Origin of the sequence: Mycobacterium sp. 852002-10029_SCH5224772 (assembly GCF_001667315.1) — a bacterium.
Taxonomy (GTDB): domain Bacteria; phylum Actinomycetota; class Actinomycetes; order Mycobacteriales; family Mycobacteriaceae; genus Mycobacterium.
In genome coordinates this window covers 45262-71139 of record NZ_LZHT01000106.1, presented here as the reverse complement: position 1 = coordinate 71139, position 25878 = coordinate 45262, and the positions used below count along the sequence as shown (strand labels likewise).

Annotated in this window: 27 protein-coding genes; 7 read left to right on the top strand and 20 right to left on the bottom strand. The window is 66.9% G+C overall.

Annotated features, from left to right (window positions below):
* Window positions 1-21: 21 nt before the first annotated feature.
* The 3 genes from A5775_RS18680 to A5775_RS18670 form a co-directional block, all read right to left on the bottom strand.
* Window positions 22-888, bottom strand: coding sequence for a hypothetical protein (locus A5775_RS18680; protein ID WP_067255636.1), 867 nt, complete (start codon window positions 886-888; stop codon window positions 22-24).
* 14 nt (window positions 889-902) lie between these two features.
* A complete protein-coding gene (locus tag A5775_RS18675) occupies window positions 903-2132 on the bottom strand; it encodes an acyl-CoA dehydrogenase family protein (RefSeq protein ID WP_067255634.1) in 1230 nt (409 codons plus the stop codon).
* Between the two features lie 80 nt (window positions 2133-2212).
* A complete protein-coding gene (locus A5775_RS18670; RefSeq protein ID WP_067255631.1) occupies window positions 2213-2602 on the bottom strand; it encodes a DUF1801 domain-containing protein in 390 nt (129 codons plus the stop codon).
* A gap of 189 nt (window positions 2603-2791) precedes the next feature.
* Between A5775_RS18670 and A5775_RS18665 the strand changes: the two genes are divergently transcribed.
* The 3 genes from A5775_RS18665 (at window position 2792) to A5775_RS18655 (ending at window position 5287) form a co-directional block, all read left to right on the top strand.
* Window positions 2792-3598 (top strand): acyl-CoA thioesterase II, encoded by an 807-nt coding sequence (locus A5775_RS18665; RefSeq protein ID WP_067255629.1) that lies wholly within the window; start codon window positions 2792-2794, stop codon window positions 3596-3598.
* Window positions 3599-3660: 62 nt separating this feature from the next.
* Window positions 3661-4179: a nuclear transport factor 2 family protein gene (locus tag A5775_RS18660; RefSeq protein WP_067255627.1), complete on the top strand. Its 519-nt coding sequence runs from the start codon at window positions 3661-3663 to the stop codon at window positions 4177-4179.
* 7 nt (window positions 4180-4186) lie between these two features.
* Window positions 4187-5287: an NAD(P)-dependent oxidoreductase gene (locus A5775_RS18655; protein ID WP_067255625.1), complete on the top strand. Its 1101-nt coding sequence runs from the start codon at window positions 4187-4189 to the stop codon at window positions 5285-5287.
* On the opposite strand, the gene A5775_RS18650 is transcribed toward A5775_RS18655, so the two are convergent.
* Both A5775_RS18650 and A5775_RS18645 read right to left on the bottom strand, forming a co-directional pair.
* Window positions 5284-6261, bottom strand: coding sequence for an NAD-dependent epimerase/dehydratase family protein (locus tag A5775_RS18650; RefSeq protein ID WP_067255622.1), 978 nt, complete (start codon window positions 6259-6261; stop codon window positions 5284-5286). The two genes, A5775_RS18655 and A5775_RS18650, sit on opposite strands and share 4 nt — an antisense overlap.
* Entirely contained in the window at window positions 6261-7232 is a 972-nt protein-coding gene (locus tag A5775_RS18645; protein ID WP_067255620.1) for an aldo/keto reductase, read from the bottom strand. The genes A5775_RS18650 and A5775_RS18645 overlap by 1 nt, the downstream gene beginning before the upstream one ends.
* A 96-nt stretch (window positions 7233-7328) precedes the next feature.
* On the opposite strand from A5775_RS18645, the gene A5775_RS18640 reads away from it, so the two are divergent.
* Window positions 7329-8675, top strand: a complete 1347-nt coding sequence (locus A5775_RS18640) for an acyltransferase (protein ID WP_067255618.1) — start codon at window positions 7329-7331, stop codon at window positions 8673-8675.
* Here the strand turns inward: A5775_RS18640 and A5775_RS18635 are convergent.
* The 5 genes from A5775_RS18635 to A5775_RS18615 all read right to left on the bottom strand — a co-directional run bounded on the left by A5775_RS18635 (window position 8628) and on the right by A5775_RS18615 (window position 14980).
* On the bottom strand, window positions 8628-9518 hold the full coding sequence (locus tag A5775_RS18635) for a universal stress protein (RefSeq protein ID WP_067255615.1): 891 nt from the start codon (window positions 9516-9518) through the stop codon (window positions 8628-8630). The genes A5775_RS18640 and A5775_RS18635 overlap by 48 nt on opposite strands.
* A 393-nt stretch (window positions 9519-9911) precedes the next feature.
* Complete coding sequence (gene efeB, locus A5775_RS18630) at window positions 9912-11228, bottom strand: iron uptake transporter deferrochelatase/peroxidase subunit (protein WP_067255613.1); 1317 nt, start codon at window positions 11226-11228, stop codon at window positions 9912-9914.
* 2 nt (window positions 11229-11230) lie between these two features.
* A complete protein-coding gene (efeO, locus tag A5775_RS18625) occupies window positions 11231-12409 on the bottom strand; it encodes an iron uptake system protein EfeO (RefSeq protein ID WP_369827890.1) in 1179 nt (392 codons plus the stop codon).
* 74 nt (window positions 12410-12483) lie between these two features.
* Window positions 12484-14052: an iron uptake transporter permease EfeU gene (gene efeU, locus A5775_RS18620; protein WP_067255611.1), complete on the bottom strand. Its 1569-nt coding sequence runs from the start codon at window positions 14050-14052 to the stop codon at window positions 12484-12486.
* 94 nt (window positions 14053-14146) lie between these two features.
* Window positions 14147-14980, bottom strand: coding sequence for a DUF3097 domain-containing protein (locus tag A5775_RS18615; RefSeq protein WP_067255608.1), 834 nt, complete (start codon window positions 14978-14980; stop codon window positions 14147-14149).
* A gap of 221 nt (window positions 14981-15201) precedes the next feature.
* On the opposite strand from A5775_RS18615, the gene A5775_RS18610 reads away from it, so the two are divergent.
* The gene (locus tag A5775_RS18610; RefSeq protein ID WP_067255606.1) at window positions 15202-15489 is read left to right on the top strand and encodes a DUF3349 domain-containing protein; all 288 of its coding nucleotides are present in this window, start codon (window positions 15202-15204) and stop codon (window positions 15487-15489) included.
* A gap of 24 nt (window positions 15490-15513) precedes the next feature.
* Here the strand turns inward: A5775_RS18610 and A5775_RS18605 are convergent, their stop codons facing one another.
* From A5775_RS18605 to A5775_RS18580, 6 genes are all read right to left on the bottom strand, one after another.
* Window positions 15514-16491, bottom strand: coding sequence for a patatin-like phospholipase family protein (locus tag A5775_RS18605; protein WP_067255603.1), 978 nt, complete (start codon window positions 16489-16491; stop codon window positions 15514-15516).
* 66 nt (window positions 16492-16557) lie between these two features.
* Window positions 16558-17628 (bottom strand): ABC transporter ATP-binding protein, encoded by a 1071-nt coding sequence (locus A5775_RS18600; RefSeq protein WP_067255880.1) that lies wholly within the window; start codon window positions 17626-17628, stop codon window positions 16558-16560.
* Window positions 17629-17630: 2 nt separating this feature from the next.
* Window positions 17631-18425, bottom strand: coding sequence for a carbohydrate ABC transporter permease (locus A5775_RS18595; protein ID WP_369827889.1), 795 nt, complete (start codon window positions 18423-18425; stop codon window positions 17631-17633).
* A 34-nt stretch (window positions 18426-18459) separates the two neighbouring features.
* Window positions 18460-19428: a carbohydrate ABC transporter permease gene (locus tag A5775_RS18590; protein WP_067255882.1), complete on the bottom strand. Its 969-nt coding sequence runs from the start codon at window positions 19426-19428 to the stop codon at window positions 18460-18462.
* Window positions 19425-20750 (bottom strand): sugar ABC transporter substrate-binding protein, encoded by a 1326-nt coding sequence (locus A5775_RS18585; RefSeq protein WP_067255599.1) that lies wholly within the window; start codon window positions 20748-20750, stop codon window positions 19425-19427. Before A5775_RS18585 ends, A5775_RS18590 begins: the two co-directional genes overlap by 4 nt.
* A 12-nt stretch (window positions 20751-20762) precedes the next feature.
* A complete protein-coding gene (locus tag A5775_RS18580; RefSeq protein ID WP_067255597.1) occupies window positions 20763-21737 on the bottom strand; it encodes a sigma-70 family RNA polymerase sigma factor in 975 nt (324 codons plus the stop codon).
* A gap of 168 nt (window positions 21738-21905) precedes the next feature.
* Between A5775_RS18580 and A5775_RS18575 the strand changes: the two genes are divergently transcribed.
* A complete protein-coding gene (locus tag A5775_RS18575; protein WP_067255594.1) occupies window positions 21906-22256 on the top strand; it encodes a DoxX family protein in 351 nt (116 codons plus the stop codon).
* 11 nt (window positions 22257-22267) lie between these two features.
* Here the strand turns inward: A5775_RS18575 and A5775_RS18570 are convergent, their stop codons facing one another.
* Together A5775_RS18570 and pncA are read right to left on the bottom strand one after the other, a co-directional pair.
* The gene (locus tag A5775_RS18570; RefSeq protein ID WP_067255591.1) at window positions 22268-23068 is read right to left on the bottom strand and encodes a ketosteroid isomerase family protein; all 801 of its coding nucleotides are present in this window, start codon (window positions 23066-23068) and stop codon (window positions 22268-22270) included.
* Complete coding sequence (gene pncA / locus A5775_RS18565) at window positions 23068-23628, bottom strand: pyrazinamidase PncA (protein WP_156660769.1); 561 nt, start codon at window positions 23626-23628, stop codon at window positions 23068-23070. The genes A5775_RS18570 and pncA overlap by 1 nt, the downstream gene beginning before the upstream one ends.
* A 95-nt stretch (window positions 23629-23723) precedes the next feature.
* Between pncA and A5775_RS18560 the strand changes: the two genes are divergently transcribed.
* Window positions 23724-24791, top strand: a complete 1068-nt coding sequence (locus tag A5775_RS18560) for a DoxX family protein (RefSeq protein ID WP_067255589.1) — start codon at window positions 23724-23726, stop codon at window positions 24789-24791.
* 19 nt (window positions 24792-24810) lie between these two features.
* Here A5775_RS18560 and A5775_RS18555 read toward each other — a convergent pair whose 3' ends face one another.
* Window positions 24811-25389 (bottom strand): zeta toxin family protein, encoded by a 579-nt coding sequence (locus tag A5775_RS18555; RefSeq protein WP_067255586.1) that lies wholly within the window; start codon window positions 25387-25389, stop codon window positions 24811-24813.
* 24 nt (window positions 25390-25413) lie between these two features.
* Window positions 25414-25803, bottom strand: coding sequence for a hypothetical protein (locus A5775_RS18550; protein ID WP_067255876.1), 390 nt, complete (start codon window positions 25801-25803; stop codon window positions 25414-25416).
* Window positions 25804-25878: the final 75 nt, after the last annotated feature.

Here is a 25878-nt window from a genome sequence, read left to right as displayed (position 1 = left end):
GCGGAGGGCGCCGAACCCGGCTCAGCCGACGATGTCGAACACCGCCGCGGCGGACGTGACGGCCTTGTCGGTGTTGCCCTCGTCGTGCAGCAGCATGCGCACGCCGACGCGCCCGGGTCCGCCAGGATGCGCGGTGCCCTCGACCCGGAAGGGACCCACCTTGCCGCGGGACATGAACATCACATGCCAGCTCACGACCTGCAACTTTCTGGTTCCCGCGACCGCGGCGGCCAAATCGATTGCGGCGGTCTCGAGAACGACGTGCTGGGGTCCGATGTGCAGCGCGGCATCCGGTGACGCGAGCTCGGTGCTGAGCTCGGGCAGCATCCAGTGGCCGTCGCCGCGACGGCTGGCGCCGAAGGCTTGCCACAGCGGCGGCAGATCCGGAGAGTCCTCGATCACCAGCTCCGTGCCCGAAACATCCATCCTGTCCAGGCCTTCGGGCGGGATGCCGATGATCGCGCCCTGTCCTTCGTTGAACGCGATCACCCGTGTCGGGTTGTCGGCGTCGACGATCGTGCACCGCCCGTAGCCCATGGTGCGGCCCTGGTGCACGATGCCCGACCCGACGATCTCGACCCTTTTGACGTCGTAGCCGGGGTCGACGATCTGCACCGACGCAATAACCGGATTGGGCACCGCGACCATGTCGGTCTGACAACCCTCCGGCGAGGAAATGGCCAACGGCGCCACCATGATTCCACCCGCTTCGTTGCGCATGTCGCGGCGGATGGTGAGGGTGTCGTCGGCCTCGCCGAGATCCATCGACGAGTGCTTGCGGCCGATGTAGCGATAGCTCAGCAAGCCCGTCCAGCGCCGGTACAGTTCGTCGCGATAGGCGTCGGAGTCCCCCGCCAACTCTCGGATGTCACGAGGTTGATGGCTCAATTCCGTTCGCCTCCTTAGCTTTTGCCGCGTCGAACCTGTTTGAACGGCACACCGCGGTCGTCGGCGCGCTCGCGCGGAAAGTTCAGCACCCGCTCGCCGATCACGTTGCGCGCCATCTCGGTGGTGCCGCCGCCGATGTTGGCGGTCTGACGGCCCAGATAGCGCACCCCGATGTCAAGCAGCGCACCGTCGTCCTCGACCACGGCCGACGTCCCCGACACCGCAAGGGCGGTGTCGGTTTCGACATCGTGCACCGCGGCCATGGACAGCCGGATGATGGATCCCGCGGTCGGCGGCAGGGCGCCGCTCGCGACGGCATGAAAAACGTGCTCGCTGAGCTGACCGTGGACCATGCGGTGAACCAACCCGCGCCCGATCATCTCCCGGACCCGTTCGCTGTCGTGCTGGTTGGTCTTGTCGACCAAAGTCAGCAGGTCGACCGAAACATCCTCGGCCTCAGCGATTCCCGGCCCGCTGGTGTACTCCGAACCGTCGCCCATACAGCGACGCTCGTGGTAGAGCTGGCGCGACGCGACCTCCCAGCCTTTGCCCGGCTCGCCGACAACGGCGTCATCTCCCACGTCGACGTCGTCGAAGAACTCTTCGCAGAACTCGATCGACCCGTTGACCTGTTCGACGCGGTTGATCGTGATACCGGGATGCCGCAGCGGCACCAGGAACATCGTGAGCCCGTCGTGTTTGGGCACGTCCCAGTTGGTGCGGGCCAAACACAGGCCGTAGTCGGCGGCGAATGCCCAGGTGCTCCAGGTCTTGGCGCCGTTGATGATCCATCGCCCGTCCCGTCGTTCGGCGCGGGTGATGACGCCGGCCAGGTCCGATCCCCCGCTGGGCTCCGAGAGCAGCTGCACCAGTACCTCGTCGCCTTGTAACGCGGCCGGGATGTGGGTGCGCTTTTGCTCTTCGCTGCCCGTGTCGAGAATCGTTGCGCAGCAGATGCCGAAGGACGGGACGTTGAGCAGCAGCGGCGTCTCGTAGGCCTGGGACTCGGCATCGAAGGCCTTTTTGTATTCGTAGCTCAGCCCGAGCCCGCCGTACTCGCGCGGGAAACAGATACCGGCAAAGCCGCCCTCCCACAGGAGCTTCTGCAATCCGCGGGCCCGGTGCCACGCCGGTGGCTGATCTCGCTCCAGCAGCGCAGCCTTGGCCGGATCGAGCGGTGGCATGTTCGCGGCCAGCCAGGCCCGGGCCCGGCGCCGGAACTCCTCGACCGACTCGGAAGTCAACGGATGGCCTCTCATTTGAGCGTCGACCTTGTGCTGGGCGACTGTACAGCAATCGCCGCGCGGCTGTATAGGTTGGCGCCCTACGACCTGTTCAGGTCCACCGCCGCACGAATGAGCGCGATCAACGCCTTGTGATCGATCTTGTCGCCCTCGTGGAAATCGATTGCGCGTCTGGTGTTGCCGTCGAGGCTGGAGTTGAACAGGCCCGCCGGATCCTGCAGCGACGCCCCCTTGGCGAAGGTCATCTTCACAACGTTCTTGTACGTCTCGCCAGTGCAGATCATCCCGTCGTAATACCAGACCGGAACGCCACGCCACTTCCACTCTTCGACCACCCCGGGGGCGGCCTTCTTGATCAGTTGCCTGATACGGGCGAGCGTCTCGCCGCGCCAATCCCCCAATTCCTTGATCCTGGCGTCGATCAACTCGGCGGGAGATTTGGCTGCGGAGTGATCCTTGGGATTGGCCATCGTTCCTCGCTTTCGGTGATGTTGTCGCTCGCGGACCGTACATCAAAGGATGGTGTGCACCCCGGCCCCACGCCAAGACCCCGCGGCGAGCAGCGAGGTGGCCCGCAAGTAATCTGCGGTCGACTCATGCCCGGGGCGTGTTCGGCTGGGCCTCACAGCGCTCCACGCTCTGGCGATCAAGGAATCAACATGACCGACTCCCATCCGTTCGACGAGGCCCTCCGCCTCGACACGATCGGCACCGACGTCAGGCGCGGTCGCACGCACCCGGAGTGGACCAACATGGTCGGGCCATTCGGCGGGATCACGACGGCCGCCATGCTGGCCGCCGTCGAACACCACCCCGACCGCATCGGGGAACCGCTCGCCATGACCGTCAACTTCGCCGCACCGATCGCCGACGGCGCCTTCGACATCACGCTCCGGGCCGCGCGCACCAACCGCACGAACCAGCATTGGAATGTCGAACTCAGCCAGGACGGGGAGGTCAATACCACGGCGACCGCGATCTTTGCGATCCGGCGCGAGAGCTGGGCCGACACGGAAGCGCACCCCCCGAGCGTCCCGCCGCCCGAGCAGGTCACCGGCAGTGGACTAAGCTTCGTCGCCTGGACCGGACTCTATGACATGCGGTACGTCGAAGGTCGCTTCTCCGGAGATGGCGGGCACCCGAGCCCTTCGTCAACCACGACCCTCTGGGTACGCGACGGCGCACGCCGGCCGGTCGACTACCCGGCGCTCGCGGCGCTGTGTGACACCTTCTACCCCCGGGTGTTTCTGCGCCGCGGCGCCTTCGTCCCGTCCGGGACCATCTCGTTGACGACGTACTTCCATGCCGATCAGCGGCAACTCGACGCCGTTCAGGGCGACTTCGTGCTCGCCACCGCCCATGCCAATCGCTTTTCCGGCGGCTATTTCGACCAGAGCGCGCAGGTATGGAGCCGGGCGGGCGCGCTGCTGGCCACCACTCACCAGATCGTCTACTTCAAAGGCTGACAGGTTTACACTTCGCCAGTGAAACGTCACGCCAGGATGCTTCCCGAGAGAATCGAGCCGCAATGACCGAGCGCGCGGAAAGCCTGGTCGCCGACACACTGCCGGCGATCGAATCCATCAAGCAGCTCAAGGCGCGCTACTGCCGCTACCTGGACACCAAGGACTGGGCGGCCTGGCGAACGATCTTCGCGGACGACTTCGTCAGTGACACGTCCGAAGCCGGCGGCAAGGTGATCGCCGGCGCCGACGACTTCGTGGCGTTCACCCGCCAGGCCCTTGGGCGCCCCACACAGCCCACCGCGCACCAGGTGCACACCCCCGAAATCGAACTCACGTCGACAACGACGGCGCGCGGGATATGGGCGCTACAGGACGTTGTGCGTTTCGGGCCCGGGGTAACCTTGGTCGGCTACGGCCACTACCACGAAACCTATGAAAACGTCGCCGGTCGGTGGCTTATCAAGAGCTCCAAGCTAACTCGGCTCCGTGAGGACATCGTGACTCCGCTGATCTCGATCTATGTGTCCCCCCGAATCCGCACGACGATCGGCAAAATCGCCGGCCGGCTGATGGATCAGTGACGCGGCCATGACCGTCAGCACCGTTTTGGTCACCGGCGCATTCGGACAAGTCGGTCGGCGCTGCACGCAGCTCCTGCTCGACCGGGGGCGCATCGTCGTCGCGATGGATCTGCGCAACGACAACACCGTCGCCATCGAGAAAGAACTGACCGCCGGCGGGCACCCGGGGACGCTGATCCCCGCCTACACCGATCTACTGGACGCCGACGCGGTGCGGGATCTGGTCGCCGCCCACCAGCCCAGCGCGATCGTTCACCTGGCCGCCGTCGTCTCCCCGCCGTCGTATCGCAACCCCGGATTGGCCCGGCGTGTCAACGTCGGCGGTACCGAGAATCTCTTGGCGGCCTGCGCCGCACTCCCCCGCCCACCGCTTTTCCTCATGGCGTCCAGCGCCGCGGTCTATGGATCGCGGAACCCCTTCCGCCAGCCCGAGCGGATCACCCCGGACACCCCGGTGAACCCCGTCGATCAATACGGTCAGGACAAGGTGCTTGCCGAGGCGGCGATCCGCGCCAGCGGCCTGCCCTACGCGCTATACCGGCTCGCGGGTGTCATCTCGCCGGACACCCAGGCCAGCATCAACGGCGACTACCTCACGCTGATGCGGTCGATGCCGAGCGATAACCGCATTCACGCGGTGGATGCGCGTGACGTGGCACTGGCGTTCGCCAACGGTGTCGACCGCGAAACGGCCATCTCCGGCAAGGCGTTGCTCGTCGGCGGCAACGAAACGTATGTGCTCTTGCAGCATGGCCTGCAAGACGACCTCATGACGGCGGCGGGCCTGGGGCCGCTCGGTCCCTCGGTCGGCCTGCCCGGCGACCCGGCCGACGACCGTGGCTGGAGTTTCACCGGTTGGTACGACACCAGCGAAGCGCAGGCACTGCTCGAGTTTCAGGAGCACGACTGGCAGCAGACCGTGGCCTGGGTCGCCGAGTCGCAGGGCCCCATGCGCAACGTGCTGCGGCTGCTTGGCCCGCTGTTGCGGCCGATTGTGCGTACCGTCTTCATGGTGCAGCGCCGGCTGGAGGGTCGCGGCCCCTATGCGGATCCGTGGGGATTGATCGAAAAGAAGTACGGCACAGCCGCATTGGCCAGCGTCGACTAGCGCGAGGCAAACCAGACGGCGGCTCTGCGGATCGAATCCTCGACGGGTTGCGGCGTCCATCCCAGTTCGCGGGTGGCCTTGGAGTGGTCCAGCGGCGACATCAATTCGGCCATCCGGATTCCCGCATAGGCGAACAGCAAGTCGCGGCCCAGCAGCCTTGCCGCCGCGTCGTTGATCCGCGCCCCGGCTCGCAGCGCCGACATCGGGATGCCGATGCGCGGCGATCGCCTGCCGACGGCGGTGGCGGCGATCTCGTGCAACTCCCGGATGCTCATGTATCTGTCGGAGACGATGTAGCGTTCGCCGTCGCGTCCGTGCTCGGCGGCGAGAAGCATTGCGCTGGCGGCGTCTTCGATGCCCACCACTTCGGACGAGTAATCGAAATAGAACGGGAAACGGCCCTTCGCGACCAGGGCGAGCAGCGAACCGTGCGGGGTTGGCGCCCAGTCCCCCGGTCCGTAGGTGGTGGAGATACACATCGCGACTCCGGGCAGGCCCTTGTCCCGTGCGTACGCGAGCAGCAGATTTTCGCCGGCGACCCGCGCTTCGATGTAGGCGCCGCCCTGATCCCAGTTGTGCGGATCCTCCTCGGTGACCGGCTTGTCGTCGCTGATCGCCAAAGCGCCTGCGGTGCTGGTATATACGAACTTCTTCAGGTCGGCGTCCAAAGCCGCGTCCAGAACGTGGCGCAAGCCCTCGACGTTGGTGCGGAACAGCGGCGCCGGATCGCGCAGCCACATCCTGGCGTCGACGACGCAGTAGTAGACGACATCGCAGCCCGCCATGGCGGCGCGCAGCGCGGCGTCGTCGAACACGTCGCCGTAGCAGCGCTCGACCTCGAGATCGTCGATGCCCGCGGTGGAACTGGTGCGGCGCAACATCACTCGCACGTCTTCGCCCGCCGCCACCAGCTGCCGGGTGACGTGTGATCCCAGAAACCCGCTGGCGCCGATCACCAGCTTCTTATCGGCCATCAGCGGTCGATCCATGCCATTTGCGCTTCCGCGTGATGCCCTCCCACCGGCGGGGTGAGACGATCGAGCCGGGCCAGTTGGTCGGGGGTGAGCTCCATCGCGTCGGCCCCGACGTTTTCTTCCAGGCGGGTGACGCGTTTGGTGCCGGGGATCGGCACGATGTCGGCACCTTTCGCCAACAGCCAGGCCAACGCGACCTGGGCCGCCGTGGCGCCGGCGTCCGCGCTGATGTCACGCAATTCGTCCGCGCAGCGCAGGTTGTGCTGGAAGTTCTCGTCGAAGAACCGCGGGTTCGTCTTGCGGTAGTCGGTGTCGGGGAGTTCCTGGGTGGAGCGGACGGTGCCGGTGAGGAAGCCGCGGCCGAGCGGTGAGTAGGCGACAAACCCGATCCCCAGCTCGCTCAGCAAAGGCAATATCGCCTCTTCTTGGTCGCGCGTCCATAACGAATACTCCGATTGGACGGCCGTGATGGGATGCACCGCGTGCGCGCGGCGGATGGTGTCCACGCCGACTTCGGAAAGGCCGACGTAGCGGATCTTCCCGGCGTCGACCAGCTCGGCCAGCGCCGACATCGTGTCTTCGATCGGCGTCCGGCGGTCGAGGCGATGCTGGTAGTACAGATCGATGTGATCGGTCCCTAGCCGCCGCAGCGAACCGTCCACGGCGACACGGATATTGGCGGGGCTGCTGTCGAGCCCGTCGCGACCGGTATGGGAGATGAGACCGAACTTGGTCGCCAGCACAACCTGATCACGGCGGCCCCTCAGGGCGCGGGCCAGCAGTTCCTCGTTGACGTACGGGCCGTAAACCTCGGCGGTGTCGATCAGGGTGACACCCAGGTCAAGGGCCCGATGAACGGTGCGGATCGATTCGGCGTCGTCGCCGCCGGCGCCGGCATAGGCCACCGACATTCCCATCGCCCCCAGCCCGAGGCGTCCGACCTGCAGCTCGCAGAGTTGAGCCTGTTTCATGGCTCTTCTCCTGTTCTTGACGTGGTTCAGCGAGGCCTCGCTCAGCGCTGGACGGTACCGTGGCGCTGTGTCCCGCGTCGAGCTTTCCCCGATCTGATGGGCCGCGCAAACAACTCGCCGACCCGCGATCTGGCGGTCGACTATTACCGCGTATCGGGCGTGGTGCTGATCGTGTTGGGCCACTGGCTGGCCGGGTCGGTGACCTACCACGATGGGCAGTTCGGCCGGCAGAACCCGCTCGTCGACATGCCCTGGACCCAGTGGCTCACCTGGCCCTTCCAAGCGGTGCCGACGTTCTTCCTGGTGGCGGGTTTCGCCGGTGCGGTGTCGTGGACGCATCGGCGCGACACCGAAGGGGTCTCGCGCCAGACCTGGTTGCAGCGCCGGCTGGCCCGGGTCCTCGGGCCGACCGCGGCGTACGCGGTGCTGGTGTCGGTGGTCGTGGTGGTGCTGGGCGCCTGCGGGGTTGCCGGTTCGGTGCTCGAGTACGCCGGGTGGGCGGTGGCGATGCACCTGTGGTTCCTGGCGGTGTATCTGGTGGTCGTGTCGTTGACGCCGATTGCGATTGCCGCACACCGCCGTTGGGGACTCTGGGTGCCGGGCGCCCTCGCGTTGGCGGTCGCGGTCGTCGATGCGGCCCGGCTCGGCACTCATGTGCGCTATCTCGACTGGGTGAACTATCTGTTGGGTTGGGGTGCCCTGTATCAGCTCGGGATCGCCTGGCGCGGTGGGTTATTGGCGGGCCGCAGACCCTGGGTGCTGGCCGGCGTCTCGGCGGTGGCGCTGGCGCTGCTGGTCGGGCTGCGGGTCTATCCGGTCAGCATGATCGGGGTCCCCGGCCAGACCATCGACAACACGACACCACCCACCGCGGCGCTGCTGGCCTTCGGGGGCGCGCAAACCGGCATCGTGATGGCGCTCGCGCCCACCCTCAACCGCGCGCTGCGCGCCGCCCGCATCGAGCGGGTGCTGTCCATCGCCAACAACAACATCATGGCTCTCTATCTCTGGCACATGATTCCCGTCGTCATCGTGGCGATCATCGGGTACCCGGCCGGGCTCTTGCCGCAACCTCCCGAAGGAAGCGCGGCCTGGTGGCTGGCCCGGCTGGAATGGGTGGCCATCCTCAGCATCGTGACGACGGCCGAGATCGCGCTGTTGTGGTGGGCGCGCAGGATTTTCGCGGCTCCCCTGCCACTGCTCGGTGTCCCGTTCACCGAGCGCTTGGCTGAGCCGGTGATGCTGGCGGGCGCCGCGATGGCGGCCTACGCCCTGGCCGTGGTCGCCGCCGAGGGCTTCGCGCCCGACGGGCGGTTTCCGTGGGTGATCGCGCTGGTTTTCGCCGCCGGGGCGCTCTTGGCGGCGGTGCGCCCCACGCCCCGCTCCATGAACGCTCTAGGGCGAAGCCACGGGCCGGGCGACGATCACCGGCACGCGGACTGAATGCAGCACCGCGTTGCTGACCGAGCCCAACAGCAATCTGGTCAGCCCACCTCGCCCGTGACTGCCGACAACCACGAGCTGTGCAGTTTCTGATTTGTCGATGAGGTGCCGCGCCGCCCGATCGCGGGCGATGAACCGATGAACGGTGACGTCGGGATAGCGTTCTTGCCAGCCCGCCAGGCTCTCGGCGAGGCTGCGTTGCGCCTCCCCTTCCACGACCGGCCAGTCGATTTCGAAAACTTCGTCGATCGCTGCGTCGCTCCATGCGTGGATGGCGACCAGATCGACACCGCGACGCGACGCCTCGTCGAATGCGATTTCCGTTGCGAGTTCGGAAGCCGGCGAGCCGTCGGTCCCCAGAACGACGGGAGCGTTCGGCGAATCCGGTAACGCGCCGTCGCGGATGACCGCGACCGGACAGTTCGCGTGGCGGACGACGGTCGAGCTGACCGACCCGAGCAGACCGCGGGCCAGCAATCCGTGCCCGGCACTGCCGATGACGATCATCTCCGCGGTATCGGACATTGTGAGCAGTGCCGATGCGGGTGCCGAGTACACCAGCTTTCTGTTGATGGGCACCTTGCGGTCCACCGGCATCGCCTCTTCGGCAACTTTCATCGCGTGCATGATCGCTTTTTTGCCCTCGTCCTCCAGATTGGTGACGAGCGACTCGGGATACGGGAGCGGCGGGAAGGTTGCGACGGGGGTGGACACCGCGTGCACGACGGTCAGCGGGATGCATCTCATCGCCGCTTCCCGGGCCCCCCAGCGCGCGGCGGCCGTTGATGCCGGCGAGCCGTCGACCGCCACGACAATGCCGAGCTGTTTGACGGGTCCGGGCATTTCGTTCTCCCTCTGTCATCAACGACGCTACCCGAGGGACGATCCGCCGGTCATGAGGCTTAGGTCCTCAGTTGCCGGGTGGCAGGACCACGACCAGCGGTCAGATCTGGCGGCGCTGCAGCCGCGCGATGATTCAGAACGGCAGCGCCACGAAGACCGTGCCGCCGATCACAAATGTACGAACACCAGTGCGCCGACGATGTCATGCTAGGAAAGCCTGTCTCGCACACCGTCTTGGCTGTGGGTGTCTTCTCCGTTTCTCGCTGATTCTGCGGTTTCACGGGATTAGTGCTGGGCGGGCACTGATGCGTGACGGCGGGTGGGATTGATTTAGCGGCCCGACACGAAACATCACCCGGACGAAACGCGGCGCCGCGGGGCGGCGAAGCTTGCTCAGCTGAACAGACTTTGCCCGATGTAGTGGCCTTCAGCCGGTGCGGGAGGCACCGCGAAGATTGCTGACCCAATGTGACGGATGTATTCGTTGAGCAGATCGTGGGCGCCCAAGCGGTTCTGCAGGCGGATAAAACCTTGCGGATCGTTTTGATACGAGATGAACAGCAAACCGGCGTTGAGTTGGCCGTTGGCATCCAGACCGTCGGTGTAGTTGTAGGGCCGCCGGCGGATCATGATGCCGTCGTTGTTTTCGCGGGCAGCCAGGCCGACGTGGGACATCGGATCGATGAGCGGGTTGCCGTCGGCGCCCTTGGCGGCGAAGTTGGGTGTATCGAATTCGGCCTTGCCGCTCAGCGGTGCGCCTTCGTCCTTGGTGCGGCCGAAGATCTTCTGCTGGTTGCCGATCCGGTCGACGTCCCATGTTTCCAGCAGCATGCGGATCTTGCGGACGACCTGGTAGGTTCCGCCGTTCATCCAGGGCTGGTCGCTGTTGTCGACCCAGACGAATTTGTGGTACTCCGCGTCGGTGGCGACATTGCGGGTTCCGTCTTTGAATCCCAACAGGTTTCGCGGTGTGTGCTGGCCCGGTCCGGCCGATGCGCGGCCGAATCCCAGCACCGCCCAGAACGGGGAAACGATGTTGCGACCGAGCCGGGCCACGTTGCGCACCGCGTGGTAGCAGACCTGCGGGTCGTCGGCGCACGCCTGCACGGACAGGTCGCCGCCGCGCAGGCGGGGATCGAGGTTGTCGCCGTTGAGCGGCGGCAAGTCCGTGAACACGGCGGGCCGGCGCGCGGCCAGGCCGAACCGGTCACCGAACAGCGTCGGCCCCAACCCGACGGTGACGGTGAGGCTCGCGGGGCTCAACCCGTAGGCCTCCCCCGTGTCGGCGGGCGGCTGCACCTCGACCTGGGGCTGCACGGTACCGACCGGCTTTCCCTGCTGCAGGATCGCAGCCGCGGCCGACCATCGCGCCAAGAGAGTCTGCAGCTCGGTGCGGCCGGCGCCGGAAGCCAGGGAGAAGGACATGAACATGGCGTAACGCTGCGGCGGCGTGTCGATTCCACCCTGGTGCACCTGGCCGTAGAAGGGGTAACTGCGGCGCAAGTCGACGGTGTCGTCGTCATCGCCGCGCTGTCCAGCCGCCAACGCGTGCCCGGCGAAGCCGCCCCCGACGGCACCGATCGCGGCACCGCTGAGCCCGGCCAACACGGCGCCGCCGAGCGCGCGGCGGCGCGACACCGCGGCCGGGTCGGACTGCGCACCAACGCTATCCGGGCCGCCGTCGGTGGAATCGCTCCTGTCGTCGGTCACGATCAGCCGCCCGCGACAACTTTTTGGGCGACGGTGGACAGGCTCTGGTGGAGCGGCTGGATGACCGCGGTCAGCTTTGGCGCGTCGCTGGTCTTCAAGGCGGGAGTGTAGGTCCGGTAACCGCCCAACGCGGTGGGATCGCGATAGCCGCCCAGCGCGGCGAGCACGCTCTGAAACTGCTGATCGATCTCCTTGACCAGGCTGGCGTCGATCCTTTCCAGGCCAGGCCGTAACGATGCGTACGCCTGCTGGGCGCCTTCGACATTGCCCGAAAAGTCAACCAGGTCAATGTGACTGAAGGCCTCTTCCTCACCGGTGATCTTGGTGTTTTGAATCTCTTCGATCAGGTCGCTGGCACCGTTGGCCAGGTCCTCCGGCTTATACGCCAGAGTGGCGACGATGCCGTTCAATTTGCCGACGTTGCCCACCAATTCGGTGCTGAACGCCTTCGTTGCGGGGGTGATCGCGCCGCCCTGCCACAGATCACGCTCGAGGGCGTGGAAGCCCTTCCAGCCGACCTTGGCGTCGACCGGCGTGGACTCACGCATGTCGATCAGATAGTCGAGGTTGCCGGCGTTGTCACCGACCACGAAGCCCGGCAGCACGAATCCCTCGACGGTGGACTCCGTACGCTCCCAGAACAACCGGGCTTTGGCATAGGCCACCTTCGCGGCGTCGACGTTGCCCGCTTGCACGGCGGCATCGAGTGCCTTCACGCCGTCGTTGAGCTGTCCGATCTGGTTGACGATGTAGGCCGCGTAGTCCTTGGTGCCCTGGCTGAGGATGCTCGCCACGGTGCCCGTCGGTGTCGCCGGCGCGGTGCCCGTCACGGTCAGGGTCTGGTATTCGGTGCTCGCGCCGGGACAGTAGAGCTGGTAAGCACCGCCGTCCAGCGTGACGGTGAACGATACCGGGTTCAGGCCGGGTGCGAGGTTCTCCTTTTCGCCGACGATTCGCTGGTCCCTGAGCAATTCGACTTCGTTGATCCCGGGTGCGTTCGTGTTGGCCACCGTGAAGGTCACCGGCCCGGCGGGCACGTTGGTGGTGTCCAGCGCGCAGCCGTCCTTGCCCTCGGTGTTGGTCATGGTGACCTTCACGGCGTTGGTGCCGCCGGGCTTCGGCGGTGTTGCGGGGCCCGAGTCAGTGCTCGAGTGGCCGCAACCGGCCGCAGCCAACGCCATGGCCGCGCTCAAAGCCGTTGCGGCCGGCCACATCTTGAGGGGCCGGCGCCTCGGCCGCACGGTACGATTGACCGTCAATGGTTTTCCTCTCTCGTGTGGCCGGCGGGTCGTTGCCGCATCGAGGCTATAGCGCCGAGACCGCACATCAGGGCGAAACCGCCCAGCACCAACGGAAGCCAGACGTTCCACAGTTGCCGTTCCGCGTGGTCGCGATGTCGGGCGGCGAGCTGCGCCGCGACCTGCCGGTCTTCGGCACCGGACGTGGACCAATCCGTCACCAACCCGCCAAGACTGACGGTCTTGGCCCCGGTCAGCCCACCGCCGGTCAAGATCGCCGTGCGGTTGCTCGTCGCCTGTGCACTTACCACGTAATCACCTTGCGCCAGCACGGTATACACCGTGGTCGTTGACCATTGACCCTGAAACGGCCCCGGGGTGCGGCCGGCCGCGATGCCGACCGGCAGCCGGCCCCCCTTCATGCTCAGCAACTGATCCAGCGTGACTTCCGGCGCGCCATCGGCCCCGGCAGCCTCGGAAGCCTGCCACACCTGGACCGGCAAGCCGTCCACCGTTCGGTCGTCTGCCGGGACCAGCAGGATGTTGCGGACGGTCGAGGTGCCCTGGGGGGCGACGGTCAGCTCGCGGCCGTGCGGCCCGGTCGCCATCGACACCGCGGCGGTATTGCCGGAGCGATCGGTGACGGTGCGCACCCGCACGCTCGGCGACGAGCTACCGGCGGGCGTCACCGTCAGCGAAGCCGCGACGATGAGCAGCAACGCGCAGGCGGCCGCCAGCAGCCGGCCGCGGACCCGCGGCGCGGCGGCCAGCCTGGCCGGCCACAGAAACACGATGAGCACCGGCACGGCATACAGCAGCCAGCCCAGCACCTCGATGAGGCGCGGGTCGGCGGGGATGCCGAACACGCCCGCGGTCACCGCGCCCAGGACGGAATTGGCCGGTATCCAGCCGGACAGGTCGAGCACCTGTTGCTGGCCGACGTTCACCCAGCCCGCCTCGTGCGCGGTGCGCAGCGCGCCCACCACCAGCCCAGCGGCGATCAGGACCAAAAACACCCCGGTGACCCGGAAAAACCGGCCGAGGTTGAGTCGCAGGCCACCCAGGTACAGGGCCACGCCGAGCCCGATCGCCGTCGCGATGCCCACCGCGCCACCGAGCAGGGCCAACCACCGGTTGCCGTGCGACGTCTCGGCGGCAGCCAGCAAGAACACCGACGTCTCGAAGCCCTCCTTGAGGACGGCGAGGAAGGCCATGGCGGCCAGCGCGAGCGCGCCGCCGCGGTTGACCGCTTGCCGGGCTTCGCGCTCCAGCTCGCCCTTGAGCTGTGCGGCGTTGCCGTTCATCCAGATGATCATCGACGTCACGAACACCACGGCGATGGCGTTGATGACGGTTTCCATCATCTCTTGCTGGGCCTGCGGCAGGCTCGCCGCGAACAGATCGAGGCCGACGCCCACAGTGACGCTGAGTGCCACGGCGGCGGCCACACCGACAAACATCGGGCGGATCGTCTGGCCGTTGCGCTTGAGGAAGGCGCCGACGATGCTCACGATGAGCGACGCCTCGAGGCCTTCACGGAGGCCGATGAGGAACGTGCCTATGAATACGCCGTATACGCCCTGCATGCGCCCTATTTCCGTCCCGCCGATCGGGACTTTCGGGTTAGCGTAGCCGACCTACGAGAGACCCCTATCGGCCCTGGTCGTTCGGGCACCGAGGTCAGCGGGCCGGCTGCGTCACGAAATCGATGAGTTCTTCGACCCGGCTGATCAGCGCCGGCTCGAGATCGTTCCAGTCGCGGACCCGCGAACGGATATGCCGCCAGGCCTTGGCGATGTCCGCCTGATCGGCGTGGGGCAGGCGAAGCGCCTGACACGCGCCGTGTTTCCACTCCACCTGCCGCGGCACGTCCGGCCAGGCGGTCAGCCCCAGCCGCTGCGGCTTCACGGCCTGCCAGATGTCGACGTAGGGGTGGCCGACGACGAGGGTGTCGGTGCCGCCCGGACCCCGTCGCACCGCATCGGCGATCCGGGCTTCCTTGGAACCCGTGACGAGGTGGTCGACGAGCACACCCAGCCGCCGCCCCGGGCCGGGCGCGAATTCGGCGACGATGTCCACCAAGTCGTCGACGCCGCCGAGGTGCTCGACGACGACGCCTTCGATCCGCAAGTCCTCGCCCCACACCTGCGCGATGAGTTCGGCGTCGTGGCGGCCCTCGACATAGATCCGGCTGGCGCGAGCGACCCGCGCGCGAACACCCGGCACCGCGACCGAGCCCGACGCCGTCCTGGTCGCGGCGGCCGGTGCCGCCCGCCGCGGCGCGGTCAGGATGACGGGGCGTCCCTCGAGCAAATAGCCAGGGCCCAAAGGAAAGCCACGCACGTGTCCGCGCCGGTCTTCCAAGTCCACTCGACCGTATTCGACGCGCACCACCGCGCCGACGTAGCCGGTTTCGACGTCCTCGACGACCAAGCCCAGTTCGGCAGGGTGTTCGGTCGAGCGGGGCTTGCGTTTGCCCGCGGCCAGCACATCGGTTCCGTAGCGATCCACCACGCGGCAATACTAGAAAGCCCTGCGGCCAAACAGCCTTGCGGCGCGCCACGGTGTGCCGATGGTCGGCAAAATCACTCTTCGCGCGCCTGCCCGGGCCGACCGCAAAAAGCGCGTTTAACTGTGTGGCGTTACCTGGCTGATGGCGTCGCCGATGGTACGTTGCTAGCTAAGGCAAGCACTGCCGCTCATGCGCAACTTGCGGCGGTTAGCGAGGTGGACGTATGGACTTGTCGCATTGGGTGACAAGCATTGTGGCGTTTGTGCGGGCCGGCTACCCCACCGGTATGCCGGCTCCCGCTCACGTACCGCTGGTGGCGTTGACGCGCCGACGACTGTGCAGCCATGACATCACCGCCATCGCAAGCGATCTCATCGCGCGCCGGCTATGGCCGATCAGCCCCATTGACATCGGGGTGGAGATCACCCGAATCACCAACCAGCTGCCGTCACCGGATGACGTCGAGCGTGTCCAGCGTCGCGTGCATGCGATTCGCTGCTCGCGCGGGTAGGCAGCGACACGCGATTCGGCGCGATCACGGTGATCGATGGCGGTCGCGCAGTACCGGGCCTCCGCAGGCCGCCAGATAGTCCGCGTAATTCCAGGTCTGCAGAAACTGTTGGCCCGCTTGCAATCCTCGTGTGTAGAGGGCTTCGCGCTGCTGCGCGGTGATGTCGAAGTCGATCGGGCTGACCTCGTCGGCGGGGACGAAGATGGTGCGCCGAACGGTGCAGGGATCGTCGATGTAGGCGTTGTCCTGGTTGCTCACCAGCGTCTCGATCGCGGCGAGCCCCAACGACACCGGTCCATGGATGGGGTGCGTGGGCGGGATGCCGGGACGCGCGGACAGACGGATCCCCAATGTGGGCCATCGTGGTTGGGCATCCGGCCGGTCGAACAACTGGACGGGAAAGTCCGACAGCAAGCCGCCGTCCACCCACGTCGCGCCGCCGACCCGAACGGGCTCGAACACGTACGGAATGGCGGACGAGGCGTGCACCGCGCGTGCCACCGGAAAGTCATCGGGATCGATGCCATACGTGCTGAGGTCCCAGGGAATTCGCACCAGCCGGCGCCGTGACAGGTCGCTGGCGGTCACCACAAGGGACCACGCGAACTGCTCGGGCTGCTCGCCCGTGCGCAGATCGCCGAACGTGCGCACGCCCAGATCACCCAGCAGACCGGCGAGCAACTGTTCGAGGTAGGCCCCGCGGTACACACCGTCCGACGTCAGCAAGGACAGCGCTCCGCCGATCAGCGGAACCCGCCCGATCAGATTGCGGTCGAGGAACTTCCGGTAATCGATGGTGCGCATGATGTCGGCCAGCCGGCTGATCGGCTCACCGGCGACCTGTAGGGCGGCCACCAGCGACGCGACAATGGCGCCCGCACTGCTTCCCGCGACGCGGGGAAATCGGTATCCGGCCTCGGCGAGCGCATCCACCGCTCCGACCAGGCCGATACCCCTGACACCGCCGCCTTCGCAGACCAGGTCGGCGCGCACATCACTCACTGCCACCACCCTAGCCGGACCGGGCCGGGCTGTGCCTGCACGGCACGCCGAAACCCGGAACCATGATCAACACAGCCGACGGCCATCCATGCCGAAAAAATGCAGGTGCCCCGGCTGCGGATGCAGGCGCACCCGGCTGCCCCTTTCCGGTGGATTGCGTCCGTCGGCGCGCGCCACGATGGGCGCGTCGATTACCTTGCCGGAGCCCGTGATTCGCCCATACAGGTAGGCGTCGGCCCCCAGCTCTTCCACGACGTCGACCTCCATCTCGACCCCCTGGCCTCCCAGCTCGAAATGTTCGGGACGGACCCCGACGATGACCTCGCCCGCGCCGCCGGCAATTTCTTGCGGCAGCGTGACTGGCCAATCACCAAGCGACACAGCGGAATCCGTGATGGGCAGGGTGAACAGGTTCATCGCCGGCGACCCGATGAAACCCGCCACGAAGACGTTGCCCGGGTTTCGGTAGAGCTCGCGGGGCGGGGCGAATTGCTGCAGCAGGCCGTCGCGTAGCACGGCGACGCGGTCACCCATGGTCATCGCCTCGACCTGGTCGTGGGTGACGTAGACGGTCGTGGTGCCCAGCCGTCGTTGCAATGCGGCGATCTGGTTGCGGGTTTGCACTCGCAGTTTGGCGTCGAGATTGGACAGCGGCTCGTCCATCAAAAACACCTGCGGCCGGCGCACGATCGCGCGGCCCATCGCCACGCGCTGGCGCTGTCCGCCGGACAGGTCCTTCGGTTTGCGATCGAGATACGGTTGCAGATCAAGTAATTTCGCCGCGTCCATTACCCGTTCCCGGATCTGCGCCTTCGGAGTTTTGGCGATCTTCATGGCAAAGCCCATATTTTCCGCAACCGTCATGTGCGGGTAGAGGGCATAGTTCTGAAAGACCATCGCGACGTCTCGGTTCTTGGGATCGACATTGGTGACGTCTCGGTCGCCGATCCGGATGCGGCCGGAGTCCACGGTTTCCAGCCCGGCCACCATCCGCAACGATGTGGTCTTGCCGCATCCGGATGGCCCCACCAGAACGACGAATTCGCCGTCGTCGACAACGAGATCCAGGTTGTCCAGGGCGGGGCGATCCGCTCCGGGATAGCGCCGGGTCGCCTGCTCGAAGCTCACCGAAGCCATGGTCACCCACCCATCCCGGTGACCGCGATGCCGCGGACAAACGAGCGTTGCGCGAACGCATAGATGACAACCAAGGGCAGCATGATGAGTATCGAGGTTGCCATCAGGACCGGCCAGCGGGCAACGTATTCACCCTGCATCCGGACCAGCCCCAGAGTCAGGGTGGCCAGGCTGTTGCGCTGAATCATCAACAGTGGCCACAGAAAATCGTTCCAGACGTTGACCCAGGTGAGCACCGCGAGCACCATCACCGCCGGTCTGGCGTGGGGCAGCAGGATGCGCCAATAGACCTGCCACGGTGAACAGCCGTCGAGTATCGCCGCCTCCTCCAGGTCGGTAGGCAGGGTGCGGAAGAATTGCCGCATCAAATACGTGCCGAAGGCGCTACCGAAGAAACCCGGCACGATCATCGCCCACGGGGTGTCCACCCATCCCAGGGTCCGCATGACGAGAAACTGCGGAATCACCGTCACCGTCAGCGGCACCATCAACGTGCCCAGATACACGACGAACAGTGCATCGCGGCCGCGGAAGTCCAGTCGCGCGAACGCGTATCCGGCCAGTGAGCAAAAGAAGACCTGCCCCGCGGTGACGCACCCCGCGTACAGCACGGTGTTGAAGAACATTCGCCCGAGCGGCAGCAACGCGAACACTTCGGTGTAGTTGGACCATCGCGGGTGCGCCGGCAGCAGCGTGGGCTCGCTGACCTCGCCTTCGGTTTTCAGCGAGCCCGACACCGCCCACGCTATCGGGAACAGCGCGCACCAGGCGATGCCGAGCAGCGCAGCGTAGACCATGCCCCCACGCACAGCGCTGCGCCTGATGACAACCTCACTTAAGCCCACGCGAAGTCTCCAAAGAACGTCGATGGCTGACTTTCAACTGCACCACGGTCAGCACCAGCAGGACAGCGAACATCACCCACGCGAGTGCGGATGCATATCCGAACTCGAGGAACGAAAACGCGTGCTGGAACAGCATGATGCCCAAGATGTAGGTCGCCGATTCCGGTCCGCCGCTGGGGCCGGTGAGGACGTAGACCATGTCAAATGCCTGAAAGGCGTGGATGACCGAAATGATGACCACAAACGAGATCGACCCCCGGATCAACGGCACCGTAATGGAGACGAATTGTCTTGTCTCGCTGGCCCCGTCGATCTTGGCCGCCTCATACACCGTCTCCGGGACGCCCTGCATCGCGGCCAGCAAGACGACCGCGGCAAAGGGCACGCTGCGCCATACGCTGACGATGCACAGCGAGACCATGGCCCAGCGGGGCTCGACCAACCAGGGGACGGGGCCGAGCCCAATCCAGCCGAGCATGATGTTCAGCAAGCCATTGTCGGTGTTGAAAACGAATTGCCACACCACCGCCATCACCACCGATGAGATGGCCAGCGGCAGGAAGACAATGGTACGGAAAATGCCGATGCCCCTGACTTTCCGGTTCAGCACACCGGCGACGGCCAAACTGATGACAACCGTCGGCACCACCGTTCCCAGGGTGAAGATCACCGTGTTGCGGATCGCGATGACGAAGAGTGGGTCAGCGGTGAACAGATCTCCGAAGTTCTTCAGGCCCACGAATTTCGGCGGTGTGAACACATCCCACCGCTGAACGCTCATGTACAGGGAGAAGCCCAGCGGAAAGAGCATGAACACGGCGACCGCCACCAGGTTGGGGGCGACGAACAGCCGACCCGCCCGCGCGTGCCGGCGCCACGGGCTCTGATTTTTCGGGACCCGTTCGGCCGCTCTCCCCGCCGGGGCGGCCCCACCACCTGAAGGCATCGAGGTCATGGACTGCGCAGCACCTCGTCGACGGAGCGGGACAGGCCGGCCAAGGACGTCGCCGGTTGGCGACCCCGCAGGACGGGACCAAAGTTGCGGTCCATCAACGCGTTGACCTTCTCCCAGGCCGGAGTGATCGGCAAGCCTTCCGAAAAGGCCGGCCCCTGGGTGAGCACGCTGAGATTGCCGATTCGTCGGTGGGCGGTGGCGAATCCTTCCGACTCGAGCGCCGACCGCAGCACGGGAACGAACAGGCAGGATTCACCGATCAGCGCTTGCCCGACCGGACCGGCCGCGAATTTCACGAACTCCCAGGCCTGCTCCTTGCGCGGACTGGTCGACGAGATACCCAGCCCGGTGGTGCCGACGTCGGAACACGCCGCACGTCGGTGTGCGAGCGCCGGGCCGACCGGCAACGGCGCGACATCGAAATCGAGGTCTTCGGCGCGCAGGTAGGTCTGGTAGCGCCAGTGCCCGCCGAGCGCGATCGCCGCCCGCCCCACCGCAAACAAGTTGGGGGTCGACATCGACTGCGTCTCCGAAGCATTCGGCGCGACCCGATGTTCGTTGGACAGGTCGGCGTAGAACTGCACCGCCTGCTGAAAGGCGTCGTTGTCGAAATTGAGGTGGGTCGGATTCACCCGCGGGGTGGACCACGGGACGCCGTTGTTCATCGCGAACAGGCCGGCCGAGTAGTTCGAGACCCAGGTGTTGACGAAGCCGTACTGCGCGGCCCGCCCGGATGCGTCGCGCTTGGTCAGCGCGCGGGCCGCATCCAGGAATTCGGTGAAACCCCAAGGCCGTTCCCACGTCGTCGGCGGCGCGGGCACGCCCGCCTCGGCGAACAGCCGTTTGTTGTAAAACAGGAAGTTTCCCGACCATTGTTCGGGAAGTGCGAACTGTCTTCCGTTGAACGTGAAGGTTTCATACAGCGCCGGGATGCTGTCCGCCTTGAGGTGCCGGGCGAACGTTTTGTCGCGTGCCAACAGGGGGTTCAGATCCAGCAGCACACCGCGGTCGGCGAGTTCGGCGTAGGACAGTTCCCACGTCATCAGCACGTCTGGGCATTTGCCGCCGACACAGAACGCCGCAAGCTGTTGCATGACGCCCGGCCCGGATAGCACGGCCCGGACCTTGATGTCGGGATGGCGGCGCGCAAACTCGTCGACGATGCGCATCCGGGCGTCACGCTCGTCCGGATTGGCCGCGAAAAAGAAGGTCAGCGCGTCGTCGTCGGGAGCGCAAGCGGCCGTCCACGGTGCCAGCGCCGCCGCGGACAGCGCGCCGGCGCCGCGCAGCAGGCTGCGCCGTCCGAACGGCTTATCGCGCATGGGTCTCCCGGTCTAGCCGCGTTTCCGGCCCTTGGCCGGCTCTGTCTGACGTCCTTGGTACCCGATGAGGTTGTGATGTTCCTGGATCGGTCCACGCGGCAGCGCGAGCGCCGCCCTGCGGATGCGCTCGGCATCGCCGGTGATGTAGATCGTGTGGATGCGATCGTCGGCGCCGATGCCGATCACCAGCAGGATCTGCGCGCGCCCACGTGCGACGATCGCGATGCCCGGGGTCCCGTCGATGAGCATGACAGCACCGGCGCGCGCCCGCCGCGCGAACCGGCGGGTCTCCGCGGCCACCTGCGCGGCGCCGCGCAACGTGGTCGGCACGTCCACGGGCACCAGGGCCCGGTCGACCGTGCGCACGACGTCGGGAGCCAGCAGCTCGAGCAGGGCGGCGATATCGCCGCCGCGGGAGGCCGCCAGAAACGCCTCCACCACCTCGAGGTGGCCGGCGGTGCGGCGTGGTTCGGCGACCGGGCCCGCGTGCAGCCGATTGCGGGCCCGGCTGGCGAGCTTCTTCGCCGCATCCGGCGACCGGTCCAACAACGCGGCGATCGTTTCGAACGGCATGGCAAACACGTCGTGGAGCACGAAAGCGACGCGCTGTGCCGGTGAGAGCCGGTCGAGCACGACGAGCAGCGCGCTGCTCACCGACTCCGCCAGCAGTGGGTCCTGGTCGGCCGGCGCCGACGCCGCCTCGGCGAGCCGGTCCAGCTCGTCGGGTTCGCCGAGGGGTTGCTCGGCGCGCCGCTTGCGCGCGCGGAGTTGGTCCAGCGCCTCGCGGGCGGTGATCGTCGTGAACCAGCCGGAGAGGTTGTCGACGGCCCCGAAGTCCGCACGGCTGGCCTTCAACCACGCCGTCTGCACCGCGTCGTCCGCGTCAGCCACCGAACCCAGCAGTCCGAACGCCACCGACCGCAGGTGTCGCCGATCCGCGTCGAAACGCTGGGCGAGTGCCACCAGATCCGTTGTTGTTGTGCCCATGGGTCACCTTTTCTGCCCGGAAGTCGTCAAGGAGATGACCGCATCTGACGAGATTCCTGTTGCGAAGGAGGCCAACACCATGACCTTACCGATTGTGCGCCACCGCGCACTCGGCAACCATGCGACCCGCCGCTGCGGAAATCGCTGCGGGACAAGGGATTGATCGACATGGGCATCGCACTTGTCGTGATCACGCTGTCGACCGCGGCCGTCACCGCCGCAATAGCGATCGCCGATTTCGTTCCGGCTCGATTCGTGCTGGCGAATTCCGCCCAGGTCGGGGTGCCGCGTTCGTGGTTACCGGCGCTGGGCGCGGTGAAGCTGGCCGGCGCCGCCGGGATCGTGGTCGGGCTGCTGGGCCCACGCGAATTGGGAATCGCGGCTGCCGCCGGCCTGGTCCTGTTTTTCGTCGGTGCGGTGTTGACGCACCTGAGGGCCCGCGTCGTGTACAACATCGCGTTCCCCGGGGCCTACCTGTGCCTGTCCGCGGCGTCGCTGGCGCTGATGGTCCTGCGCTGAACCGAGTCGGATCAGCCGGTAAAGTACCGGATCCGATTGATCGCGTTGCCGCGCCACGCCACATCGGCGAACATGATGGCGCGCCCGTGTCCCGAGTTGACGGAAACCGCGACCGTCGGACCCGCGCTGATCATCTTGGTGGCGCCGGCCCCGTCCAGTTGTTCCACGAGTTCGGCCAGTTCGATCGGGTCGCGATCGCCTAATGTTATTGCGGCTCTTGATGACAACGCCCGCGCCGCAGCGAACGTGTCTCCTTGCGCGACGGCGGCGAGGAACGTTTGCACGAGCCGCTGGTGGCGCGCACCCACCCGCCGGAATCCGGCCATGAATCCGGCGCTCCCCCGCCATCCCTGATTGGTCAGCAGGCCCTTGGACAGGTGCAGCGCGGGGCTCACGGCGCCCGGGCCGGTGCGCAGAAACTGCGCCATCATCGCGGGCAGCTCCCAATAGGCCCGTAGTTCGCCGATTAGCCACTCGCCGTTGGCTTCTCGGAGGTCATAGCGCAGGAATGCGGGAATATACATGGTCACGGCCGGACCCATCGCCACCTCGAGTTCGAGATCGCGCAGAACCGCTGTGCCGAAGACGATGTCGAGATCGCGATGGAACCTGATGTCGCGCGGGCCGATGAAAGTGTCATAGAAACGGCCGATCTGCTCACGCCCCACGTGGGGCCGCGAGCCCACCGGGTCCTCGACCCGGCCGTCTCCGGTAAACAGCGCCACCCACCCGGCGCGATCGTGCGCAGCGGCCGCCTGCGGCGAGCGCTCCACCGCCGCGAGCAGACGTTCCCGGTCCAGTGGCACCACCATCACCGATTCCCCACCAACTCGATGCCGACGGATTCCATCTCCGCCAGCGCCTGTGCGGCCGAATCCGCCGCCGCGGCCGCGGTCAGGTCCACCAGCACCCTGGTGGTCAGACCCGCGCGTGCCGCGTCCTCGGCGGTCCGCCGGACGCAATGGTCGGTGGCGATGCCGACCACGTCGACGTCGTCAACCCCGCGCTGCCGCAACCACTCCAGGAGGGAGGTCCCGTTCTGGTCGGCGCCCTCGAAGCCGCTGTACCCCGCGGAGTAGGCGCCCTTGCGGAAGACGGCATCGATGCGCGTGGTGTCCAAGTCGGGCCGAAATTCCGCGCCCGCGCTTCCGGCGACGCAGTGTGGGGGCCAGGACGAGGAGTAGTCCGGCCGGTCGGAGAAATGGTCTCCCGGGTCGATGTGGAAGTCCTGGGTCGCCACGATGTGCCGGTAGCCCGGGCCGCCGGCGAGGTAGGCGTTGATGGCGGGCGCGACGGCGGCGCCACCGGCCACCGGCACGGAGCCGCCCTCGCAGAAATCGTTTTGCACGTCGACGATGATCAACGCTCGCACGCGCTCCACCCTATCCGGGTGCGCCACTGCGCCGCCCTAGCTGCGCATATCGGCGTCACGGTTTGCTCGACAAGCAGTCGGGTAATACACGGGCCATGGTGATCAGGAGAATCGCGCGACCCCTGTTGTCAGTCGCATTCATCGGGCAAGGAGTCAATTCACTACTCAACCCCAAATCGGCGGCCCAGGCGGCGGCGCCGGCAGTCGACGGCTTGCAGGCGTTGCCGGACGCGGTGAGCGGCAACATTCCCAGCGACCCGGAGACGGTCGCCCAAATCACCGCGGCCGTCCAAATCGGCGGCGGCCTGCTGCTTGCCACCGGCAAGCTCCCCCGCATCGCCTCGGCCGCACTCGCGGTGACGGTGTTACCGGCCAACATCGGGGCGCACTCGTTCTGGAACGAAAGCGACCCGGCGGCCAAAGCCCAGAAGCGCCAGCAATTTCTCACCGACCTCAGCCTGCTGGGCGGGCTTCTCATCGCGTCCGCCGATACCGCGGGCAAGCCCTCGCTGGGATGGCGCGGACGCCGGGCGGCCGAGCGGCTCTCGGAGCGGGTCTCGTCGGCGTGGCCCGGATCCGACGATTCGGCCTTCGATGGCGATTTTTCGGAGCTCGGTGATCGGATCGCACACGGCCTGCAGGTCGGTGCCGAACGCGGCCGCGAGTTGGCCAGCACCGCGGCGGAACGGGGCGCGCCGTACGCCGAAGCCGCGCTCGAACGCGGCCGCGAATTGGCCAACACGGCAGCGCAACGCGGCGCACCGTATGCCGAAACCGCACTGGAACGTGGCCGCGAGCTGGCGAGCACCGCGGCCGAGCGCAGCAGGCCGCTGGCGAAGAAGGCCCGCAAGCGTGGGGAGGAATGGGCCGACGAGGCCGCCGACCGCGCCGCCTATCTGGCCGAGAAGGCGCGCAAGCGCGGCGAAGAACTCGCTGACGAGGCCGCCGACCGGGCCGCACCATTGGCCAAGAAGGCGCGCAAGCGCAGCGAGAAGTTGGCGAAGCGGGCGCGCAAGCGCAGCGAAAAGCTGGCCGATGCCGCACGGGTGCGCGGTGAGGAGCTCGCCGAGACCGCGCGCCAGCGCAGCAGCCACCTTGCCGACACCGCGCGCGAGCGAGTCGGCGGGCAGGTCGAGACCGGCCGCCGCAAGCTCCCCTGGTAAGTACGCCGGACCGGCCGAGCTAGTTGCGCCAGCGTGACCGCAGGTGCTCCGGCGTGAACGCGGGCCACTCGGGGGAACCGACCGTCAGGCCGCCGCTGAGGCGGGCGACGATGCGGGGCCCGCGCAGGCGGCTGTTGTCGTAGACGGTGGCGATGTCGGATAGGGCGACGGCTTCGGTGACCGGCGTCCACAAGCGGCGGTGGCGCTCGCGGATCTTGGTCTCCGGTACGTCATGGCCGCCGGCCCGCACGCGGTGTCGGACACGTTCCACGGCAAGGTCTTCCGGGATGATCAGCGCGTGCACGACGACGGTGAAGCCCGCGCGCCGGGCGGCGTGGATCAGGTCCAGCTTCGACGGGTGGGAAAATACGGTCTCCGCGATGAACGACCGACCGAGGTCGATCAGCTTCGCGCGCGTGCCGGCGGCGACGTGCGCGGCGTCGTAGGCGTGCGCCGTCGGATCCTCCGGCCAGCGCTGTCTTGCGATTTCGTCGGCGTTGACCACCAGGCTTCCGGGTAACAGCGGCGCCAAAGTGAACGCGATAAGGGTCGATTTGCCGGCGCCGTTCGGCCCGACCACCAGGTCAAGTCGATCCATCGGGCCGTGTCCACGAACGCCGGGTCAGCGCCCGGCCGCAAGCACCACGGCGGCGCCGTCGGGCCGGTGCTCGACGATGTCGCCGTTCTCGTCGAGGGCGACGGTGGTGACGCCCTGCCCGGCCAGCGTCGCCCCGTAGTTGGTGCGCGCCAGGCTTTCTTCGATGGCCGCGGAGATCTCGGCGTTGAACACCACGCCCTCCTCGACGGTGAGTTCGCCGGTCGCCAGCTGGCCGGCGAGCGCCGCTTCGACCCGCCGCCGCGAAGCGGTGTGCTGGCTCGAGACAGCGCGCCCGACCCGCGCCCAATGGTCGAGCTGCTGCTTGGCCGAGCGACTCTGGCGGGCGCCCTCGGCGGCCGCGCTGTCCATCAGGTCGGACGCGACGCGGGTGACACGATCGACGGCCTCGGCCATGACATCCTCCACATGCAGCACACCGTTACGTTTCGTAGCATAATGCTACACGAGGGCGTTTGCCCCTGCTAGAGT

What these genes read in the sequence shown, in the direction of transcription:
- efeU (WP_067255611.1), bottom strand. Translation starts at nt 14,052, where the DNA reads ATGCAGGGCGTATACGGCGTATTCATAGGCACGTTCCTCATCGGCCTC.
- A5775_RS18600 (WP_067255880.1), bottom strand. Translation starts at nt 17,628, where the DNA reads ATGGCTTCGGTGAGCTTCGAGCAGGCGACCCGGCGCTATCCCGGAGCG.
- efeO (WP_369827890.1), bottom strand. Translation starts at nt 12,409, where the DNA reads ATGGCGTTGGCTGCGGCCGGTTGCGGCCACTCGAGCACTGACTCGGGC.
- A5775_RS18560 (WP_067255589.1), top strand. Translation starts at nt 23,724, where the DNA reads ATGGTGATCAGGAGAATCGCGCGACCCCTGTTGTCAGTCGCATTCATC.
- A5775_RS18575 (WP_067255594.1), top strand. Translation starts at nt 21,906, where the DNA reads ATGGGCATCGCACTTGTCGTGATCACGCTGTCGACCGCGGCCGTCACC.
- A5775_RS18550 (WP_067255876.1), bottom strand. Translation starts at nt 25,803, where the DNA reads ATGGCCGAGGCCGTCGATCGTGTCACCCGCGTCGCGTCCGACCTGATG.
- A5775_RS18580 (WP_067255597.1), bottom strand. Translation starts at nt 21,737, where the DNA reads ATGGGCACAACAACAACGGATCTGGTGGCACTCGCCCAGCGTTTCGAC.
- A5775_RS18585 (WP_067255599.1), bottom strand. Translation starts at nt 20,750, where the DNA reads ATGCGCGATAAGCCGTTCGGACGGCGCAGCCTGCTGCGCGGCGCCGGC.
- A5775_RS18590 (WP_067255882.1), bottom strand. Translation starts at nt 19,428, where the DNA reads ATGACCTCGATGCCTTCAGGTGGTGGGGCCGCCCCGGCGGGGAGAGCG.
- A5775_RS18655 (WP_067255625.1), top strand. Translation starts at nt 4,187, where the DNA reads ATGACCGTCAGCACCGTTTTGGTCACCGGCGCATTCGGACAAGTCGGT.
- A5775_RS18555 (WP_067255586.1), bottom strand. Translation starts at nt 25,389, where the DNA reads ATGGATCGACTTGACCTGGTGGTCGGGCCGAACGGCGCCGGCAAATCG.
- A5775_RS18665 (WP_067255629.1), top strand. Translation starts at nt 2,792, where the DNA reads ATGACCGACTCCCATCCGTTCGACGAGGCCCTCCGCCTCGACACGATC.
- A5775_RS18645 (WP_067255620.1), bottom strand. Translation starts at nt 7,232, where the DNA reads ATGAAACAGGCTCAACTCTGCGAGCTGCAGGTCGGACGCCTCGGGCTG.
- A5775_RS18595 (WP_369827889.1), bottom strand. Translation starts at nt 18,425, where the DNA reads ATGGTCTACGCTGCGCTGCTCGGCATCGCCTGGTGCGCGCTGTTCCCG.
- A5775_RS18635 (WP_067255615.1), bottom strand. Translation starts at nt 9,518, where the DNA reads ATGCCCGGACCCGTCAAACAGCTCGGCATTGTCGTGGCGGTCGACGGC.
- A5775_RS18650 (WP_067255622.1), bottom strand. Translation starts at nt 6,261, where the DNA reads ATGGCCGATAAGAAGCTGGTGATCGGCGCCAGCGGGTTTCTGGGATCA.
- A5775_RS18570 (WP_067255591.1), bottom strand. Translation starts at nt 23,068, where the DNA reads ATGGTGGTGCCACTGGACCGGGAACGTCTGCTCGCGGCGGTGGAGCGC.
- A5775_RS18660 (WP_067255627.1), top strand. Translation starts at nt 3,661, where the DNA reads ATGACCGAGCGCGCGGAAAGCCTGGTCGCCGACACACTGCCGGCGATC.
- A5775_RS18670 (WP_067255631.1), bottom strand. Translation starts at nt 2,602, where the DNA reads ATGGCCAATCCCAAGGATCACTCCGCAGCCAAATCTCCCGCCGAGTTG.
- A5775_RS18640 (WP_067255618.1), top strand. Translation starts at nt 7,329, where the DNA reads ATGGGCCGCGCAAACAACTCGCCGACCCGCGATCTGGCGGTCGACTAT.
- A5775_RS18610 (WP_067255606.1), top strand. Translation starts at nt 15,202, where the DNA reads ATGGACTTGTCGCATTGGGTGACAAGCATTGTGGCGTTTGTGCGGGCC.